The organism is Streptomyces sp. NPDC005070 (assembly GCF_053600395.1).
On sequence record NZ_JBSFZS010000084.1, the window covers coordinates 20,159 to 36,067 of the forward strand.

At 70.0% G+C, this 15,909-nt stretch carries 12 protein-coding genes and 1 riboswitch; of the genes, 4 read left to right on the forward strand and 8 right to left on the reverse strand.

Annotated features, from left to right (window positions below):
• Positions 1 to 33: 33 nt before the first annotated feature.
• From ACWEBX_RS25745 to ACWEBX_RS25780, 8 genes are all read right to left on the reverse strand, one after another.
• Positions 34 to 552 (reverse strand): hypothetical protein, encoded by a 519-nt coding sequence (locus ACWEBX_RS25745; protein ID WP_451887183.1) that lies wholly within the window; start codon positions 550 to 552, stop codon positions 34 to 36.
• Between the two features lie 138 nt (positions 553 to 690).
• Positions 691 to 2,781 (reverse strand): putative Ig domain-containing protein, encoded by a 2,091-nt coding sequence (locus ACWEBX_RS25750; protein ID WP_451887184.1) that lies wholly within the window; start codon positions 2,779 to 2,781, stop codon positions 691 to 693.
• A 386-nt stretch (positions 2,782 to 3,167) separates the two neighbouring features.
• Positions 3,168 to 4,202: a ribonucleotide-diphosphate reductase subunit beta gene (locus ACWEBX_RS25755; RefSeq protein ID WP_451887185.1), complete on the reverse strand. Its 1,035-nt coding sequence runs from the start codon at positions 4,200 to 4,202 to the stop codon at positions 3,168 to 3,170.
• Positions 4,202 to 6,583, reverse strand: coding sequence for a ribonucleoside-diphosphate reductase subunit alpha (locus ACWEBX_RS25760; protein WP_451887186.1), 2,382 nt, complete (start codon positions 6,581 to 6,583; stop codon positions 4,202 to 4,204). Before ACWEBX_RS25760 ends, ACWEBX_RS25755 begins: the two co-directional genes overlap by 1 nt.
• A gap of 131 nt (positions 6,584 to 6,714) precedes the next feature.
• Positions 6,715 to 6,864: riboswitch (cobalamin riboswitch) on the reverse strand.
• A gap of 52 nt (positions 6,865 to 6,916) precedes the next feature.
• Positions 6,917 to 7,435 (reverse strand): GNAT family N-acetyltransferase, encoded by a 519-nt coding sequence (locus tag ACWEBX_RS25765; protein WP_451887187.1) that lies wholly within the window; start codon positions 7,433 to 7,435, stop codon positions 6,917 to 6,919.
• A 130-nt stretch (positions 7,436 to 7,565) separates the two neighbouring features.
• Entirely contained in the window at positions 7,566 to 9,176 is a 1,611-nt protein-coding gene (gene mctP, locus ACWEBX_RS25770; protein WP_451887188.1) for a monocarboxylate uptake permease MctP, read from the reverse strand.
• Entirely contained in the window at positions 9,173 to 9,436 is a 264-nt protein-coding gene (locus ACWEBX_RS25775) for a DUF3311 domain-containing protein (RefSeq protein ID WP_451887189.1), read from the reverse strand. The genes mctP and ACWEBX_RS25775 overlap by 4 nt, the downstream gene beginning before the upstream one ends.
• 156 nt (positions 9,437 to 9,592) lie before the next feature.
• The gene (locus ACWEBX_RS25780) at positions 9,593 to 10,357 is read right to left on the reverse strand and encodes a GntR family transcriptional regulator (RefSeq protein WP_103554145.1); all 765 of its coding nucleotides are present in this window, start codon (positions 10,355 to 10,357) and stop codon (positions 9,593 to 9,595) included.
• Between the two features lie 437 nt (positions 10,358 to 10,794).
• Between ACWEBX_RS25780 and ACWEBX_RS25785 the strand changes: the two genes are divergently transcribed.
• The 4 genes from ACWEBX_RS25785 (at position 10,795) to ACWEBX_RS25800 (ending at position 15,818) form a co-directional block, all read left to right on the forward strand.
• On the forward strand, positions 10,795 to 12,078 hold the full coding sequence (locus tag ACWEBX_RS25785) for an extracellular solute-binding protein (protein ID WP_451887190.1): 1,284 nt from the start codon (positions 10,795 to 10,797) through the stop codon (positions 12,076 to 12,078).
• A 159-nt stretch (positions 12,079 to 12,237) separates the two neighbouring features.
• Positions 12,238 to 13,227 carry a carbohydrate ABC transporter permease gene (locus ACWEBX_RS25790; RefSeq protein WP_451887191.1) on the forward strand — a complete coding sequence of 330 codons (990 nt, stop codon included), beginning with the start codon at positions 12,238 to 12,240 and terminating at the stop codon, positions 13,225 to 13,227.
• Entirely contained in the window at positions 13,224 to 14,099 is an 876-nt protein-coding gene (locus tag ACWEBX_RS25795; RefSeq protein ID WP_451887192.1) for a carbohydrate ABC transporter permease, read from the forward strand. The genes ACWEBX_RS25790 and ACWEBX_RS25795 overlap by 4 nt, the downstream gene beginning before the upstream one ends.
• 9 nt (positions 14,100 to 14,108) lie before the next feature.
• A complete protein-coding gene (locus tag ACWEBX_RS25800; RefSeq protein WP_451887193.1) occupies positions 14,109 to 15,818 on the forward strand; it encodes a glycoside hydrolase family 3 protein in 1,710 nt (569 codons plus the stop codon).
• Positions 15,819 to 15,909: the final 91 nt, after the last annotated feature.

The window sequence follows — 15,909 nt, forward strand, 5'->3', positions numbered from 1 at the left end:
CCCTCGGGCCCCCGGACGTGCGCCGCGGCGGTCTCACGCCTTCGGTACGACCACGGTGACCGTCCATTCCTGAAGGCCTTTGCAGGACATCCGCGCCGGATCGCTCGGGCACCTCGGGCGGGACGAGGTCAGCGTGACCGTTCCCTCCGAGACCACCCGGTAGGCCGCGGACGCGTCACCAGGCTGGAGGACGATCCCGCCGTTGGTGGCCGCCAGGGCGCTGCCGTCGCTCTTGACGGGTTTCCAGGGCCGGCTGGTGGTGCCGTCCAGCAGGACCCGGATCGTGTCGCCGGGGGCCAGACAGTACGTGTGGCCCGTGTCGGCGGCGCCGAGCTGTGCCGTGGCCTTCGCGCAGTCCGGACCCGAAGGGGTCGGGGACGGCGACGTGGTGCCGTCGGTCGGGGACGGGGACGGCGACACGGTGCCGTCGGTCGGGGACGGCGACACGGTGCCGCCGGCGCCCGCGTCGTCTCCGCCCTGCGTTCCGCAGCCCGCCAGCAGCAGGGCCAGGGCGGCGAGGGCGATGGTCCGGGTGTGAGTCGTTCGACGCATGGGGTGGCCTCCTCGGGTGTTGGACGTGCCACCGGTGGATCAGGATCCCTTCCCGGGCACGACGGGGCCCCGGCCGCCTCGGCGACCGGGGCCCCGCTCAGGTCGGCCACCGTGGCGGCCGGCCCTCTGTGACGCGGGTCAGCCGGTCGTGACGGCGGTGTCGTCCACGACGAAGCTGGTCTGGAGCGAGGAGTCCTCGACGCCGCTGAACTTCAGCGTGACGGTCGAACCGGCGAAGGAGGACAGGTCGAAGCTCTTCTGGGTGTACCCGGAAGCCTTGTTGAGGTTGGAGTAGGTCGCGAGCGTGGTGGAGCCCGCGGTGACGGTGAGCTTGTCGTAGGCCGTGCTGGTGCTGGTCTCGGCCGTGTCGACGTGCAGGTAAAAGGCGAACGTGGCCTTGCAGCCGGACGGGACCGTCACCGACTGGGACAGCGTGTCGGTGTGGGCCGAGCCGTATCCGTCCAGCCAGGCGTCGTACGAGCCGGCGTGCGTGGCCTCGCCGGTGTCGTTGGTGATGACCCCGCTGGTCTCGCTCCACACCGTGGCGCCCGACTCGAAGCCCTGGTTGCCGAGAAGCTGCGCCGAGGTGCAGGTGCCGCCGCCCGAGGTGCTGACGGTCCAGGTGAAGGAGGCCGAACCGGAGGCGCCGGTGCTGTCCTTCGCCGTGACGGTGACCGCGTACGTGCCCGCGGTGCTCGCGGTGCCGGAGATCAGACCGGTCGAGCCACTGATCGACAGGCCGGTCGGCAGCCCGGTCGCGCTGTAGGTGAGGCTCGCGCCCGCGCTGTCGCTCGCCGCTATCTGCAGGCTCACCGAGCCACCGGTGGCCGTGGACTGGCTGCCCGGGTTGGTGACGGTCACGGTGTTGCCGGTGCTGGTGCCCGAGGCGAAGGCGGCGGTGCCGTTGGGGGTGCCCCAGCCGGTCGGGCCGTCGTAGCCGGTGGCCGCGGTGCAGAAGTACGACGGGGAGCAGGAGCCGTTGTTGCCGCTGGTCACGTCGTACAGGTTCGAGGTGTGGGAGTAGGGGTACTTCGCCGGGTAGTCGGCGGAGCCCGGGGTGCCGGCCAGCGCGTACACGCCCGCGATGATGGGCGCGGAGGCGCTGGTGCCGCCGTAGACCGCCCAGCCGGAGCCGCCGTAGGTGTCGTAGACCGCCACGCCCGTGGCCGGGTCGGCGACCGCGGAGACGTCGGACTCCATGCGCTTGGTGCAGCCGGTGTCGGTCTGCCAGGACGGCTTGGCGTCGTAGGCGGAGCAGCCGGAGCCGGTGCCCTCGGTGCTGCTGGTCTTCCACACCGACTCGGTCCAGCCGCGGGTGGTGGAGGAGGTGCTCAGCGCGGTGCCGCCGACGGCGGTCACGTACTGGGAGGTTGCCGGGTACTCGGCGCCGTAGGCCTCGTCACCGGAGGAGACGGTGATCGCGACGCCAGGGTGCTTGAAGTACGAGGTGTCCTCGCCGGTCTGCGAGGAGGACTCGGAGCCGCCCCAGCTGTTGGAGACGAACTTCGCTCCCAGCGCGACCGCTTCGTTCTCCGCGGCGCCGAGGTCGGAGTCGTTCGCGGAGTTCGCCTCGACGAGGATGATGCTGCAGTTGGGGCAGACGGCGCTGACCATGTCGATGTCGAGCGCCTCCTCACCCGCCCAGCCGGTGTCGTTCGTCGGCAGCGAGGTGGTCGAACCGGTCTGGCTGACCTGCTTGAAGCAGCCGTTGGCCTTGGTGCAGGAGGACAGGCCGAACTGCGAGCGGTAGGTGGCGAGGTCGGCGGCCGCGTTGGGGTCGTTGTAGGCGTCGACCACGGCGACCGTCATGCCGGAGCCGCCCGTCGAGGGCAGGTTGTAGGCGCTGTGCAGGTTGGCCGGGCTGAGGCCGGACACCGCGGCGGCGGCGTCGGGGGAGACCTGGGCCGCGAGCTTCTGCGCGATGTCGGTGCGCCGCTGGGCGAAGCAGGACATCAGGCCGGGCTTGGCCGCCTCGGCGCACAGGTGCTTGGTCGCGACCTTCTGACCGGCCCTGCCGGTCGCGTGGACCGTCTGGCGGGCGGGGTCGGTGAGGGCTCCGGCGTTCTGGGTGGCCCGGGAGACGTGGGGGGTCGGCGCCGGCTGGGCGCCCGCGGGAGGGGCCGCGGCGAACCCGGCGACGCCGAGGGCCAGGGCGGGGAGGGCGGCGGTGAGCAGTCTTCGCAGGCTCCGGGCGGGTCTGCCGGAGGGGGTGGGGCGCTGGGAACGCATGGGGGTGTCGCCTCCATCGGTTCGAGGCCGGTGCCGCTCGGGCCCGGATGGGGCCGTTCGTGGCGCCATGGCCGGAAGTGGGGTTCTCGGCGCTCTGAAACGGCAGCCTGTGACGCGCGTAGCACGAACAGGGAGAGGCTCGTCATGGGCATGCCAAATCAGTCGTCCCGGTGTGCCGCAGTGCGTGGCGTGGCGGGACGGCCAGAACGTAACCGGGGGGAACGACGTGCGAACAGCCGTGCCGGAAGAACTTTGCCGCTCCATGGACGGGGATTGGCACGGCGATTGGAGGCGCGGGGGCAGTACGTGACGAAAGCCGGGCCGCAACAGGCGGCCCGGCTCTCATCGGTGACGGACGGTCAGAGCGACCGGAACCGCCGGAACGGTCAGAAGTCCTCGTCGAAGTCGACGGTGCCCTCCACCGCGACCTGGTACGCGGAGGGCCGGCGCTCGAAGAAGTTGGTCAGCTCCTGGACACCCTGGAGCTCCATGAAGGAGAACGGGTTCTCGGAGCCGTACACCGGCGCGAAGCCCAGCCGCTGGAGGCGCTGGTCCGCCACGCACTCCAGGTACTGCCGCATCGACTCGGTGTTCATGCCCGGCAGGCCCTCGCCGCACAGGTCGCGGCCGAACTGCAGCTCCGCCTCGACGGCCTCGCGCAGCATGTCCGTCACCTGCTCCTGGAGCAGGTCGTCGAAGAGGTCCGGCTCCTCCTTGCGGACGGTGTCGACCACCTCGAAGGCGAAGCTCATGTGCATCGTCTCGTCGCGGAACACCCAGTTGGTGCCGGTCGCCAGGCCGTGCAGCAGACCCCGGCTGCGGAACCAGTAGACGTACGCGAAGGCCCCGTAGAAGAAGAGTCCCTCGATGCACGCGGCGAAGCAGATCAGGTTCAGCAGGAAGCGGCGGCGGTCGGCCTGCGTCTCCAGCCGGTCCATCTTCTCGACCGAGTCCATCCACTTGAAGCAGAACTGCGCCTTCTCGCGGATGGAGGGGATGCTCTCGACCGCCGCGAACGCCGCCGTGCGGTCCTCCGGGTCGGGCAGGTAGGTGTCGAGCAGCGTCAGATAGAACTGGACGTGCACGGCCTCCTCGAAGAGCTGACGGCTCAGGTACAGCCGCGCCTCGGGGGAGTTGATGTGCTTGTACAGCGTCAGCACCAGGTTGTTCGCCACGATCGAGTCGCCCGTCGCGAAGAACGCGACCAGCCGGCCGATCATGTGCTGCTCACCCGGCGTCAGCTTCGCGAGGTCGGCGACGTCCGAGTGGAGGTCGACCTCCTCGACGGTCCAGGTGTTCTTGATCGCGTCCCGGTAGCGCTCGTAGAAGTCCGGGTAGCGCATGGGACGGAGAGTCAGTTCGAAGCCCGGGTCGAGCAGGTTCTTCTCGGACACGGTCTTCTCGGCGTTCGTGTCGGTCATTACTGGCAGGCCTCGCAGGACTCGGGGTTCTCAAGGGAGCAGGCGACGGCGTCGGGGTCGGCGGCCTGCTGGACGAGGATGGTGGTCTCGGGCCGCGCCTGTGCCTGGGCCGCGCGGGCGATGCGCGTCGCCGGGCGCGAACGCAGGTAGTACGTCGTCTTCAGGCCCGCCTTCCAGGCGTAGGCGTACATCGAGGAGAGCTTGCCGATGGTCGGCGTCTCCAGGAACAGGTTCAGCGACTGGGCCTGGTCGAGGAACGGCGTGCGGGCGGCGGCCATGTCGATCAGGCCGCGCTGCGGGATCTCCCACGCCGTGCGGTACAGGTCGCGGACGTCCTGCGGGACCCAGGTGAAGCCCTGGACCGAGCCGTTGGACTCGCGCAGCGCCTCACGGGTCTGCGCGTCCCACACACCGAGCTCCTTCAGCTCGGCCACCAGGTACGAGTTGACCTGGAGGAACTCGCCGGAGAGCGTCTCGCGCTTGAACAGGTTCGACACCTGCGGCTCGATGCACTCGTACACGCCCGCGATCGAGGCGATGGTGGCGGTGGGCGCGATGGCCAGCAGCAGCGAGTTGCGCATGCCGACCGAGGCGATCCGCTCGCGCAGGGCCGCCCAGCGCTCCGGCCAGTTCAGCTCGACGTCGAAGTGGTCCGGGTGCAGTACGCCCCGGGCGGTACGGGTCTTCTCCCAGGCCGGGAGCGGTCCGTTGCGCTCGGCGAGGTCCGCGGAGGCCTCGTACGAGGCGAGCATGATCCGCTCGGCGATCCGGGTGGACAGGGCGCGGGCCTCGGGCGAGTCGAACGGGATCCGCAGCTTGAAGAAGACGTCCTGGAGGCCCATCGCGCCGAGGCCGACCGGACGCCACTTGGCGTTGGAGCGGCCCGCCTGCTCGGTCGGGTAGAAGTTGATGTCCACCACGCGGTCGAGGAAGGTCACCGCGGTGCGCACGGTGGCGTCGAGCCGCTCCCAGTCGATGTTCCCGCCGGTCACGAACGCGCCCAGGTTGACCGAACCCAGGTTGCAGACCGCCGTCTCCCCGTCGTCCGTGACCTCCAGGATCTCGGTGCACAGGTTCGAGGAGTGGACCGTGTGGCCCGGCTCCGCCGTCTGGTTGGCGGTGCGGTTGGCGGCGTCCTTGAAGGTCATCCAGCCGTTGCCGGTCTGCGCGAGGGTGCGCATCATGCGGCCGTAGAGGTCGCGGGCCGGGATGGTCTTCCTGGCGAGGCCCGCCTCCTCGGCCTTGCGGTAGGCCGCGTCGAACGCATCGCCCCACAGGTCGACCAGTTCCGGCACGTCGGCGGGGGAGAACAGCGACCAGACGCCGTCCTCGTTCACCCGGCGCATGAACTCGTCCGGGATCCAGTGCGCGAGGTTCAGGTTGTGCGTACGCCGGGCGTCCTCACCGGTGTTGTCGCGCAGCTCCAGGAACTCCTCGATGTCGGAGTGCCAGGTCTCCAGGTAGACCGCCGCCGCGCCCTTGCGCCGGCCGCCCTGGTTCACCGCGGCGACCGAGGCGTCGAGGGTCTTGAGGAACGGGACGATGCCGTTGGAGTGCCCGTTGGTGCCGCGGATCAGCGAACCGCGCGAGCGGATGCGGGAGTAGGACAGGCCGATGCCGCCCGCGTGCTTCGACAGGCGTGCCACCTGGTGGTAGCGGTCGTAGATGGAGTCCAGCTCGTCCAGCGGCGAGTCGAGGAGGTAGCAGGACGACATCTGGGGGTGCCGCGTACCGGAGTTGAAGAGCGTGGGGGAGGAGGGGAGGTAGTCCAGCCGGCTCATGAGCCGGTAGAGCGCGGTGACTTCCTCCACGGAGCGGACGGTGTCGTCCTCCGCGAGACCGCAGGCCACCCGCAGCATGAAGTGCTGGGGCGTCTCGACGACCTTGCGGGTGATCGGGTGCCGGAGCAGATAGCGGGAGTGCAGCGTGCGCAGCCCGAAGTAGCCGAAGCGGTCGTCGCCCTGGAGGTCGATCAGCGCGTCGAGGCGGGCCGTGTGCAGCCGCGCGAACGCGGCCGTGCGGTCGGCGATCAGGCCCTCGCGGTGGCCGACGGCGACCGACTCGGAGAAGGTGGTGACGCCCTGGGACGCGGCCTCCGCGGTGATGGTGACCGCGAGCAGACGGGCGGCCAGCCGCGAATAGGCGGGGTCCTCGGAGATGAGACCCGCGGCCGCCTCGGTGGCCAGTTCGCGCAGCTCGGCCTCGTCGGCGCGGGCGGACCGGCCGCGCAGCGCCGCCGCGGCGACCCGGCCGGGGTCGGCGTCGGGGAGGTCGGCGGTCAGATCCGTCAGGGTCCGCAGCAGCACGGTCCCGGGACCGTCGGTCTCCACCGGGGCCTGCGGCGCGGTCACTGAAGCCGGATCGGCTGGCGCGATGGTCACGTGGGCTCTCCTCGCTCGGCACGGGACCTTGCGGGCGGGCAGGGGCACACGGGAGCGCTTTCGGGCAGCAGCGCACCGCGTCCACCGGCCCATTCCGCGAGGCCCGGACGTCGTCGGCACCCGGGCCGGACGGCCGGGGCGCGCTGTCGGCAGGTCCTCGGACTGACGCGAGTACGGGCACACGCAGACGCGAACACGCACAAGTAACACCGTTGCGGGACAGTTCCGGATTCGCACCGGATTCCCCTGCGGCGACAGCGACCATGAGCATACATCTTGTGTCGGGCTCCGGGACTGCCCCCACATGTTGTGTCCGCTGGGTGTTCGAGAGCGCTACGGAGCGTGCCGGAGCGTCAACTCGTAAGTGAGCAGCCGGATGTCGTCGAGCTCCGGAAAAGGGTTCCAGTCGCGGTCCGGGGTGCGGGTGAAGCCGATGCGCTCGTAGAGGCGGTGGGCGCTCAGCATGGTGCGCTGGGTGGACAGCACGAGGCGCGCGCAGCCCTCCAGGGCCCGTGCCCGCGCGACGCAGGCGCGCACGAGGGCCTCGCCGGCGCCCCGGCCGCGCGCCTCCCGCGCGACCGCGAGCATCCGGATCTCGGCCTCCCCGTCGCGCGCCGAGTCGGCCATGGGGCCGCCGTCCGCCGCGAAGGTCACGCTGCCGAGCACCCGGTCCCCCTCGGCGGCGACCAGCACCTCGGCGACGGCCGCGCGCCCCGCGACGTCCCGCAGCCTTCCGAGGTACGCGTCGCTCTCCCCGAAGTCGAGCAGCCCGTCCCCGAGATAGGCCCGGGCCGCGATCTCGCCGATGGCGGAGTACTCCTCGGGCCGCGCCGGCCGGATGACGATGTCCATGCGGCGAGTGTGCCCGACCGGCACGGCGACGGGCCGCCGGTTTTCCTCCGGCGGCCCGTCGTTCACGGCTGTCGCGGCACCCGGCCCGAGGGACGGGTCCCTGTGGACCGGGACCGGTCCCCGGCGTCTCCTAGTGGCTCGCGTCCGCCGTCGCCGGCGGGAGTTCCGTCTCGACGCCCGTGTCGCCCGCGTCGGCCGTGTAGTCCCCGGGCGAGGTCTCGTCCACGCCCTCCGGGGCCTTGAGCGCCCGGAGGACGAATGTCAGGACGACGGTCACGGCCACGTTCAGGACGAACGCCGTCAGGCCGATGTAGCCGATCTCCCCGATGCCGGGGATCTCCTTCGAGCTGCCGCCGAAGTGCTTCTGCGTCGGGGAGGCCACCCCGTAGGCGGCGATCGTGCCGTAGAGCATGCCGACCGCCCAGCCGCCCAGCAGCGCCCAGCGGTGGAACCAGCGGGTGAAGAGACCGCCCACCAGCGAGGGGAAGGTCTGCAGGATCCAGATGCCGCCCAGCAACTGGAAGTTGATCGCGACGGTCTTGTCCATGGTCAGGACGAAGACCAGCGCGCCCACCTTCACCAGCAGCGAGACCAGCTTGGAGACCCGGGTCTCCTGCCGCGGGGTCGCGGCCGGGTTGATGAAGTCCTTGTAGATGTTGCGGGTGAAGAGATTCGCGGCCGCGATCGACATGATGGCCGCCGGGACGAGCGCGCCGATGCCGATGGCGGCGAAGGCGACGCCCGCGAACCAGTCGGGGAACATGTCCTCGAAGAGCTGGGGGATGGCGAGCTGGCCGTTGGTGACCTTCACGCCCGCCGCGATCGCCATGAACCCGAGCAGGGCGAGCAGGCCCAGCATCAGCGAGTACAGCGGCAGGATCGTGGTGTTGCGGCGGATCACCTCCCGGCTGCGGCCGGACAGCGTCGCGGTGACCGAGTGCGGATACATGAACAGCGCCAGCGCCGAGCCGAGCGCGAGGGTGGCGTACGTCCACTGGCCCGCCTCGGCGGGGACGATCCCGCCGGCTCCCGCGGCCGTGTACTTGGCGCCCGCCGCCTTGAAGATCTCGTCGAAGCCGCCCAGCTTGATCGGGATGTAGATGATGGCCACCGCGATCACGATGTAGATCAGGGTGTCCTTCACGAACGCGATCAGCGCGGGGGCCCGCAGCCCCGAGGAGTAGGTGTACGCGGCCAGCACGCCGAACGCGATGAGCAGCGGCAGGTCCTTGACGAACCAGTTGGCGCTGTCGCCGCCGCCCACGCCCATCACGTCCAGGACGGCCTGGATGCCGACGAGTTGGAGCGCGATGTACGGCATGGTGGCGAGGATGCCGGTGACGGCCACGGCGAGGGACAGGCCCTTGGAGCCGAAGCGGCCGCGCACGAAGTCCGAGGTCGTCACATAACCGTGCCGGTGGGAGACCGACCACAGGCGGGGCAGGAAGGTGAAGATCAGCGGATAGACCAGGATCGTGTACGGCACCGCGAAGAAGCCGGCCGCGCCCGCCGCGTAGATCGCCGCCGGCACGGCGACGAAGGTGTACGCCGTGTAGAGGTCGCCGCCGAGCAGGAACCAGGTCACCCAGGTGCCGAAGGACCGTCCGCCCAGGCCCCATTCGTCGAGGGTGTGCTCGTCGGCGGCTCTGCGCCAGCGGGCGGCCAGGAAGCCCATGACCGTGACGGCCAGGAAGAAGAAGATGAACACGCCGAGAGCGACGCCGTTCACACCGTCGTTCATGCTTCCGCACCCCCCTTCGCGGAGGTACGGGCCCGCTGGTCACGCCGCCACAACTGGTAGGCGATCACCGTCAGCAGGGTGGAGAGGGGTACCCACAGCAATTGGTACCAGTAGAAGAACGGGACACCGATGAACGCCGGGTCGGTCTTCGTGTAGGAGCCGACCCACAGCATCGCCACGAAGGGCGCGAGCAGGCAGAAGGCGATCACCACGCGTACCGGTGTCACCACTGGTGGTTTCACTTCGGGTAGGTCTGACATCGTGCGACTCCGTCCCCTCGTCGATCACCTGGGTAACGCGCAGGCAATCTAGGGGACGGTCCGGTTTTAGGGAACACCGCAGCGCGGCGGCGGTGTGGAGGGTTGGTGCACAGGGCACGGGGGCGTGCCCCGTGCCCGCGGAGTGCTCCGTACCGCTCAGTCCTGCGGACGCTTGAGGCGGGCGACGAACTTGTACCGGTCGCCCCGGTACACCGAGCGCACCCATTCCACCGGCTCGCCCTGCCGGTCGAGCGAGTGGCGGGAGAGCATCAGCATGGGCAGGCCCACGTCGGTGCCGAGCAGTCCGGCCTCGCGCGGGGTGGCCAGCGAGGTCTCGATGGTCTCCTCGGCCTCGGCGAGGTGGACGTCGTAGACCTCGGCCAGGGCGGTGTAGAGAGAGGTGTACTTCACCAGCGACCTGCGCAGGGCGGGGAAACGCTTGGCGGAGAGGTGGGTCGTCTCGATGGCCATGGGCTCGCCGCTCGCGAGGCGCAGCCGTTCGATGCGCAGCACGCGGCCGCCGGCGGAGATGTCGAGCAGACCGGCGAGGGCGTCGTCCGCCGTGATGTAGCCGATGTCCAGGAGCTGCGAGGTCGGTTCGAGACCCTGGGCGCGCATGTCCTCGGTGTACGAGGTCAGTTGGAGCGCCTGGGAGACCTTCGGCTTGGCGACGAAGGTGCCCTTGCCCTGGATGCGTTCGAGGCGCCCTTCGACGACCAGCTCCTGAAGGGCCTGCCGCACCGTGGTGCGCGAGGTGTCGAACTCGGCGGCGAGGGTGCGCTCCGGCGGTACCGGCGTACCGGGCGGCAGTGTCTCCGTCATGTCGAGCAGGTGCTTCTTGAGGCGGTAGTACTTGGGCACGCGCGCGGTACGGATGGGTGCCCCGCCCTCGTTCTCCGCACTGCTGACGTCGGTGCTCATGCTCTGCCTTCCCGGCTCCGGATGCCGAAGCGACCGCCATGTCGTCGGCCACGGCTCACATCGTGGCACGGCTTGTCGTGCGGGTGTTCCCCGCACGCTCCGTGATCCCCTCTATATACCCTCGGCGCACCTGTTGGTCTAGTCCATCGCGGGCGGACGGTGCCGTCGAACTCAGTACGGACAGGCCGGAAGTGGTTCCCTCGCAGGCCGTGAACGGGTCCGTAATTTGTGCCGCTTGGCTACTTAAAGGTCCTTGCATATGTAGGTCCCATAACGGCCGACTGGACGGGCTTACACACCCTTGACACCCCCCTAGGTCTAGGCCAAGCTCCCGGTACTGGTCTACACCATTGGTCCAGTCCCGGCCCCACGGGCGGTACACGGCGTATGTCACCGCGGGGAGCAGGGGGGTTTGTGGCATCCCTGAGGAGGGTGGCGTGAAGCGCAAGCTGATAGCCGCGATCGGTATCGCGGGCATGATGTTCTCCGTCGCGGCGTGCGGCAACGACGACAAGTCCGGGGGGTCGGACAAGGGCGCGGACGCCAAGGAGCTGACGGTCTGGCTCACGGTCGACGCGCAGAACAACTGGCCCGAGCTGGTCAAGCAGGCCGACGCGGCGATCGAGGCGAAGCACCCCGGCATCAAGATCAAGCACGAGTACTACGGCTGGCCGGACAAGAACACCAAGCTCGACGCGGTCCTCGCCACCGACAAGGCGCCGGACGTGGTCGAGATGGGCAACACCGAGATGCTCGGCTACATGGTCAAGGGCGCCTTCGCTCCCCTCGACGCGTCGAAGTTCGACAACTCGACCGTCTGGCTCGACGGGCTCAAGGAGTCCGTGACCTACGACGGCAAGACCTACGGCGTGCCGTACTACGCCGGTGGCCGCGTCGGCAACTGGCGCAAGGACATCGCCGCCTCGGCCGGTGTGAAGTCCACGCCGAAGACGTACGCGGAGCTCACCGCCGACCTGGACAAGATCCAGAAGAAGCAGGGCGGCAAGTTCAGCGCCTGGTACCAGCCCACCCGTGACTGGTACGCGGCCATGTCCTTCGTCTACGACGCCGGCGGCTCCATCGCGAAGGAGGAGGGCGGCCAGTGGAAGGCCAACCTCTCCTCGGCCGAGTCGGTCAAGGGTCTCAACGAGTTCAAGACCATCGTCGACAAGTACATGCACGGCGACAAGACCAAGGACGAGTCCGACCGTTACATCGTCTACGGCCAGGGCAAGTCGGGCATGATCTTCGGTGCCGCCTGGGAGGGCGCGACCGCCGAGGACCCGAAGAGCGACAAGACCGGCAAGCTCAAGGGCAACCTCGAGAACTTCGTGATGCCCGGCCCGTCCGGCAAGAACCTCCCGGTCTTCCTGGGCGGCTCCGACCTCGCCGTCCCGGTGAAGTCGAAGGCGCAGGCCGTCGCCGCCGAGTGGATCAACGCGTTCACCGGCGCCAAGGGCCAGAAGCTCCTGATGGGCAAGGGCAACCTGCCCAACAACAAGACCGACCTGGTCAGCCTGCAGAGCGACCCGAAGACGGCCGTCCCGGCCACCGCCGCCGAGTCGAGCTGGTTCGTCCCGATGGCGCCGGGCTGGGGCCAGGTCGAGAAGGCCCAGGTCCTGCAGACCATGCTGCAGAACATCGGCACCGGCAAGAAGTCCGTCGCGGACGCCGCGAAGGAAGCGGACGCCGCGATCGACAAGGTCATCAACACCAAGTGACCTGAGAGCAGGGCCCCGTCGGTCCTCCTTCGAGGAGGGGCGGGGCCCTGCCTCCCGTACGGCCCGGCCAAGGTCTCACCCCCTGACGCCCGGCCGTGCGGGCCTTCGCTTTCGAGCCTTCGCTTTCGTACGACCTGAGGGACCGCTGAGGAGCGCGCGATGAGTGCCGCAGACACGACCACCCCTGCCAAGAAGGTGCCGCCACCGCGGCAGGCACCACCACCGGCCGTCGCGAAGGCGCCACGGGCCAGGTGGACCGCGGGTGCGGCGGCGGCCCCCTGGGCCCTGCTCGCCCCGTGCCTGCTGATCCTCGCGCTCGTCCTCGGCTATCCGCTGGTGCGACTGGTCACGCTCTCCTTCCAGAAGTTCGGGCAGTCCCAGCTCTGGGGCTTCCAGCCGGCCGAGTCGGTCGGCCTCGACAACTTCACGAAGGTGCTCTCGGACGACGAGTTCTGGCAGGTGGTCGTCCGGACCGTCCTCTTCGCCGGCGGGGCCGTGGTCTTCACGATGGTCATCGGCATGCTGATCGCGCTGCTCCTGCGGCAGGTCTCGGGCTGGGTCAAGACGCTGGTCAACATCGCGCTGGTGGCGAGCTGGGGCATGCCCATCATCGTGGCCACCACGGTCTTCAAGTGGCTCTTCGACTCCGACTACGGCGTCTTCAACGCCCTGCTCAGCAAGCTGCCCGGCGTCGACATGGTCGGCCACAACTGGTTCGCCAGCGGATGGCAGGGCCTGGGCGTGATCATGCTCCTGGTCGTCTGGGGCGCGGTGCCCTTCGTGGTCATCACGCTCAGCGCGGGACTCACCCAGGTCCCCGCCGAGCTGGAGGAGGCCGCACGGCTCGACGGCGCGGGTTCCTGGGGCGTCTTCCGCCACGTCACGATCCCGATCCTCAAGCCGATCATCGTCATGCTGACGACCCTCTCCGTCATCTGGGACATGGGCGTCTTCCCGCAGGTCTTCGTCATGCGGGGCGGCCACCCGGAGGCGGAGTTCCAGCTCCTCACCACCTACTCGTACGACCGCGCCTTCGTCGTCAACGACTACGCGCAAGGCTCGGCGATCGCCGTGCTCACCGTGCTGCTGCTCCTCGGCGTGGTGGCCGTGTACATGCGTCAGATGCTCCAGATCGGAGAGGTCGAATGAGTGCCGTCGCCACGTCCGGGCGTACGTCCGCCACGGGGCGGAAGTCCTCCGGGCCCCGCAAGTCCAAGCTCGGCTGGAACCTGCTCGGTCTGTTCGTCTTCCTCACCGCGGGCTTCCCCGTCTACTGGATGCTCAACACGGCGATCAAGCCGGCCAAGGACGCGATCGACTCCGATCCGAGCCTGTTCCCCACCGGGTTCACTCTCGACAACTTCCGCCGCGCGTTCGACATCGCCGACTTCTGGGGCCCGGTGGGCCGCAGCCTGATCGTCTCCCTCGCGGTGGTCGTGATCGGCATCGCGGTCGGGATGCTGGCCGCGCTGGCCATCTCCCGCTTCGCCTTCCGCGGCCGCAAGATCGTGATCGTGGGCATCCTCGCGGTGCAGATGATCCCGCTCGTCGCCATGATCATCCCGGTCTTCCTGCTGCTGAACGACCTGGACCAGTACGACAAGCTCTCCGGTCTGATCATCACCTACCTGACGTTCATCCTTCCCTTCACGGTGTGGACGCTGCGCGGCTTCATCGTCAACATCCCGAAGGAGCTGGAGGAGGCGGCGATGGTCGACGGATGCAGCCGTACGAGCGCCTTCATCCGCGTGGTCTTCCCGCTGCTCGCGCCCGGCATGGTCGCGACGTCCGTCTACGCCTTCATCCAGGCCTGGAACGAATACCTCTACGCCCTCATGCTGCTGAGCCAGCAGAACCAGACGGCCACCGTCTGGCTCGGCAACTTCACCACCAAGCACGGCACCGAGTACGCCCCGATGATGGCCGGAGCCACCATGATGGCCGTGCCGATCGTCGTCCTGTTCCTCCTTGTCCAGCGCAAGATGGCCGCGGGTCTGACCGCGGGCGCCGTGAAGGGATAACGCCCCCCGATGACGACATTCGCCAGCGGTACAGACACCCTGACGCGCGACGCCCTGACCGTGCTCCAGCCCGGGTTCACCGGGACCACGGCTCCGGACTGGCTGCTGCGCCGACTCGGTGAGGGCCTCGCCTCCGTCGGCCTGTTCGGCCGCAACATCGCCTCACCCGAGCAACTGGCCGCCCTGACCTCCCAGTTGCGCGCCGAACGTGACGACGTCCTGGTCGCCATCGACGAGGAGGGCGGTGACGTCACCCGACTGGAGGTGCGCACCGGCTCGTCCTTCCCCGGCAACCACGCGCTGGGCGCCGTCGACGACGTGGCCCTCACCGAGGAGGTCGCCCGCGAACTCGGCCGCCGACTGGCCGCGTGCGGGGTGAACCTCAACTGGGCGCCGTCCGCCGACGTGAACTCCAACCCCGCCAACCCGGTCATCGGCGTACGGTCCTTCGGCGCCGACACCGGCCTGGTGGCCCGGCACACGGCCGCCTACGTCACCGGCCTCCAGGCCGCCGGCGTCGCCGCCTGCACCAAGCACTTCCCGGGCCACGGGGACACCGCGGTGGACTCCCACCACGCCCTGCCGCGCATCGACGCGGACCTGTCGGTCCTCCACTCCCGCGAACTCGTCCCGTTCCGGGCCGCCATCGCCGCGGGCAGCCGGGCCGTGATGAGCGCGCACATCCTCGTCCCGGCCCTGGACCCGGACCGCCCGGCCACCCTCTCCCGCCGCATCCTCACGGGCCTGCTGCGCGAGGAACTCGGCTACGACGGCCTCATCGTCACCGACGGCATGGAGATGCAGGCCATCGCGGCGACGTACGGCATCGAGCGGGGCAGCGTGCTGGCGATCGCCGCCGGCGCCGATGCCATCTGCGTCGGCGGCGGACTGGCGGACGACGACACCGTGCGCCGGCTGCGGGACGCCCTGGTCTCCGCCGTCCGGGCCGGCGAGCTTCCCGAGGAACGCCTCGCGGACGCGGCGAACCGGGTGCGGGCCCTGGCCGAGTGGACGGCCGCCGCCTCCGCGGCCCGGAAGGCCTCCCCGGCCCTCTCGGGCCCGGCGGTCCTCTCGTCCACGAATGGCTTGAACGGCTCGAACGGCTCGAACACCTCGGGCGGTACGGGTGGTGCGAGCGGTGCGGGTGGCGTGAACGGTACGAGTGGTACCGGTGTCACCGGCGGTGCGAACGGTGCAGCCGGTACGGGCGGTACAGGCAGCGCGGACGGCGCGGACGGCCCGGACGGTGCCGGCGACGGTACGGCGGCCCGAGCCGCCGATGTGGGCCTGGTCGCCGCGCGGCGCGCGCTGACCGTGACCCGCTCCGCCTCGTACACCCCGCTCACCGAGGCACCCTTCGTCGCCGCGCTCACCCCGGTCGCGAACATCGCCGTCGGCGACGAGACCCCCTGGGGCGTGGCGGCGGAGCTGGCCCGGCTGCTTCCCGGCACCGAGACCGGCAGCTTCGCCGGCGAGGACGCGGCATCCTCGGCGCTCGCGGCCGCCGCCGGGCGGCCCCTCGTCGCGGTGGTCCGCGACGAACACCGTCACCCCTGGATGGCGGCAGCCCTCGACACGCTGCTCGTCTCCCGCCCCGACACCGTCGTGGTCGAGATGGGCGTCCCCCAGTCGGCGCCCCGCGGCGCCCTGCACATCGCCACCCATGGCGCCGCGCGGGTGTGCGGCCAGGCGGCGGCGGAGGTCATCGCGGGCGCCTAGGCCGTGTCCGCAAAGTCGCGCCTGCCCGGCGACGCCTGGCACGCACTCTCGCCGCACCGGGCGAAGACCCAAGTACGTCCAGTACGAGGGC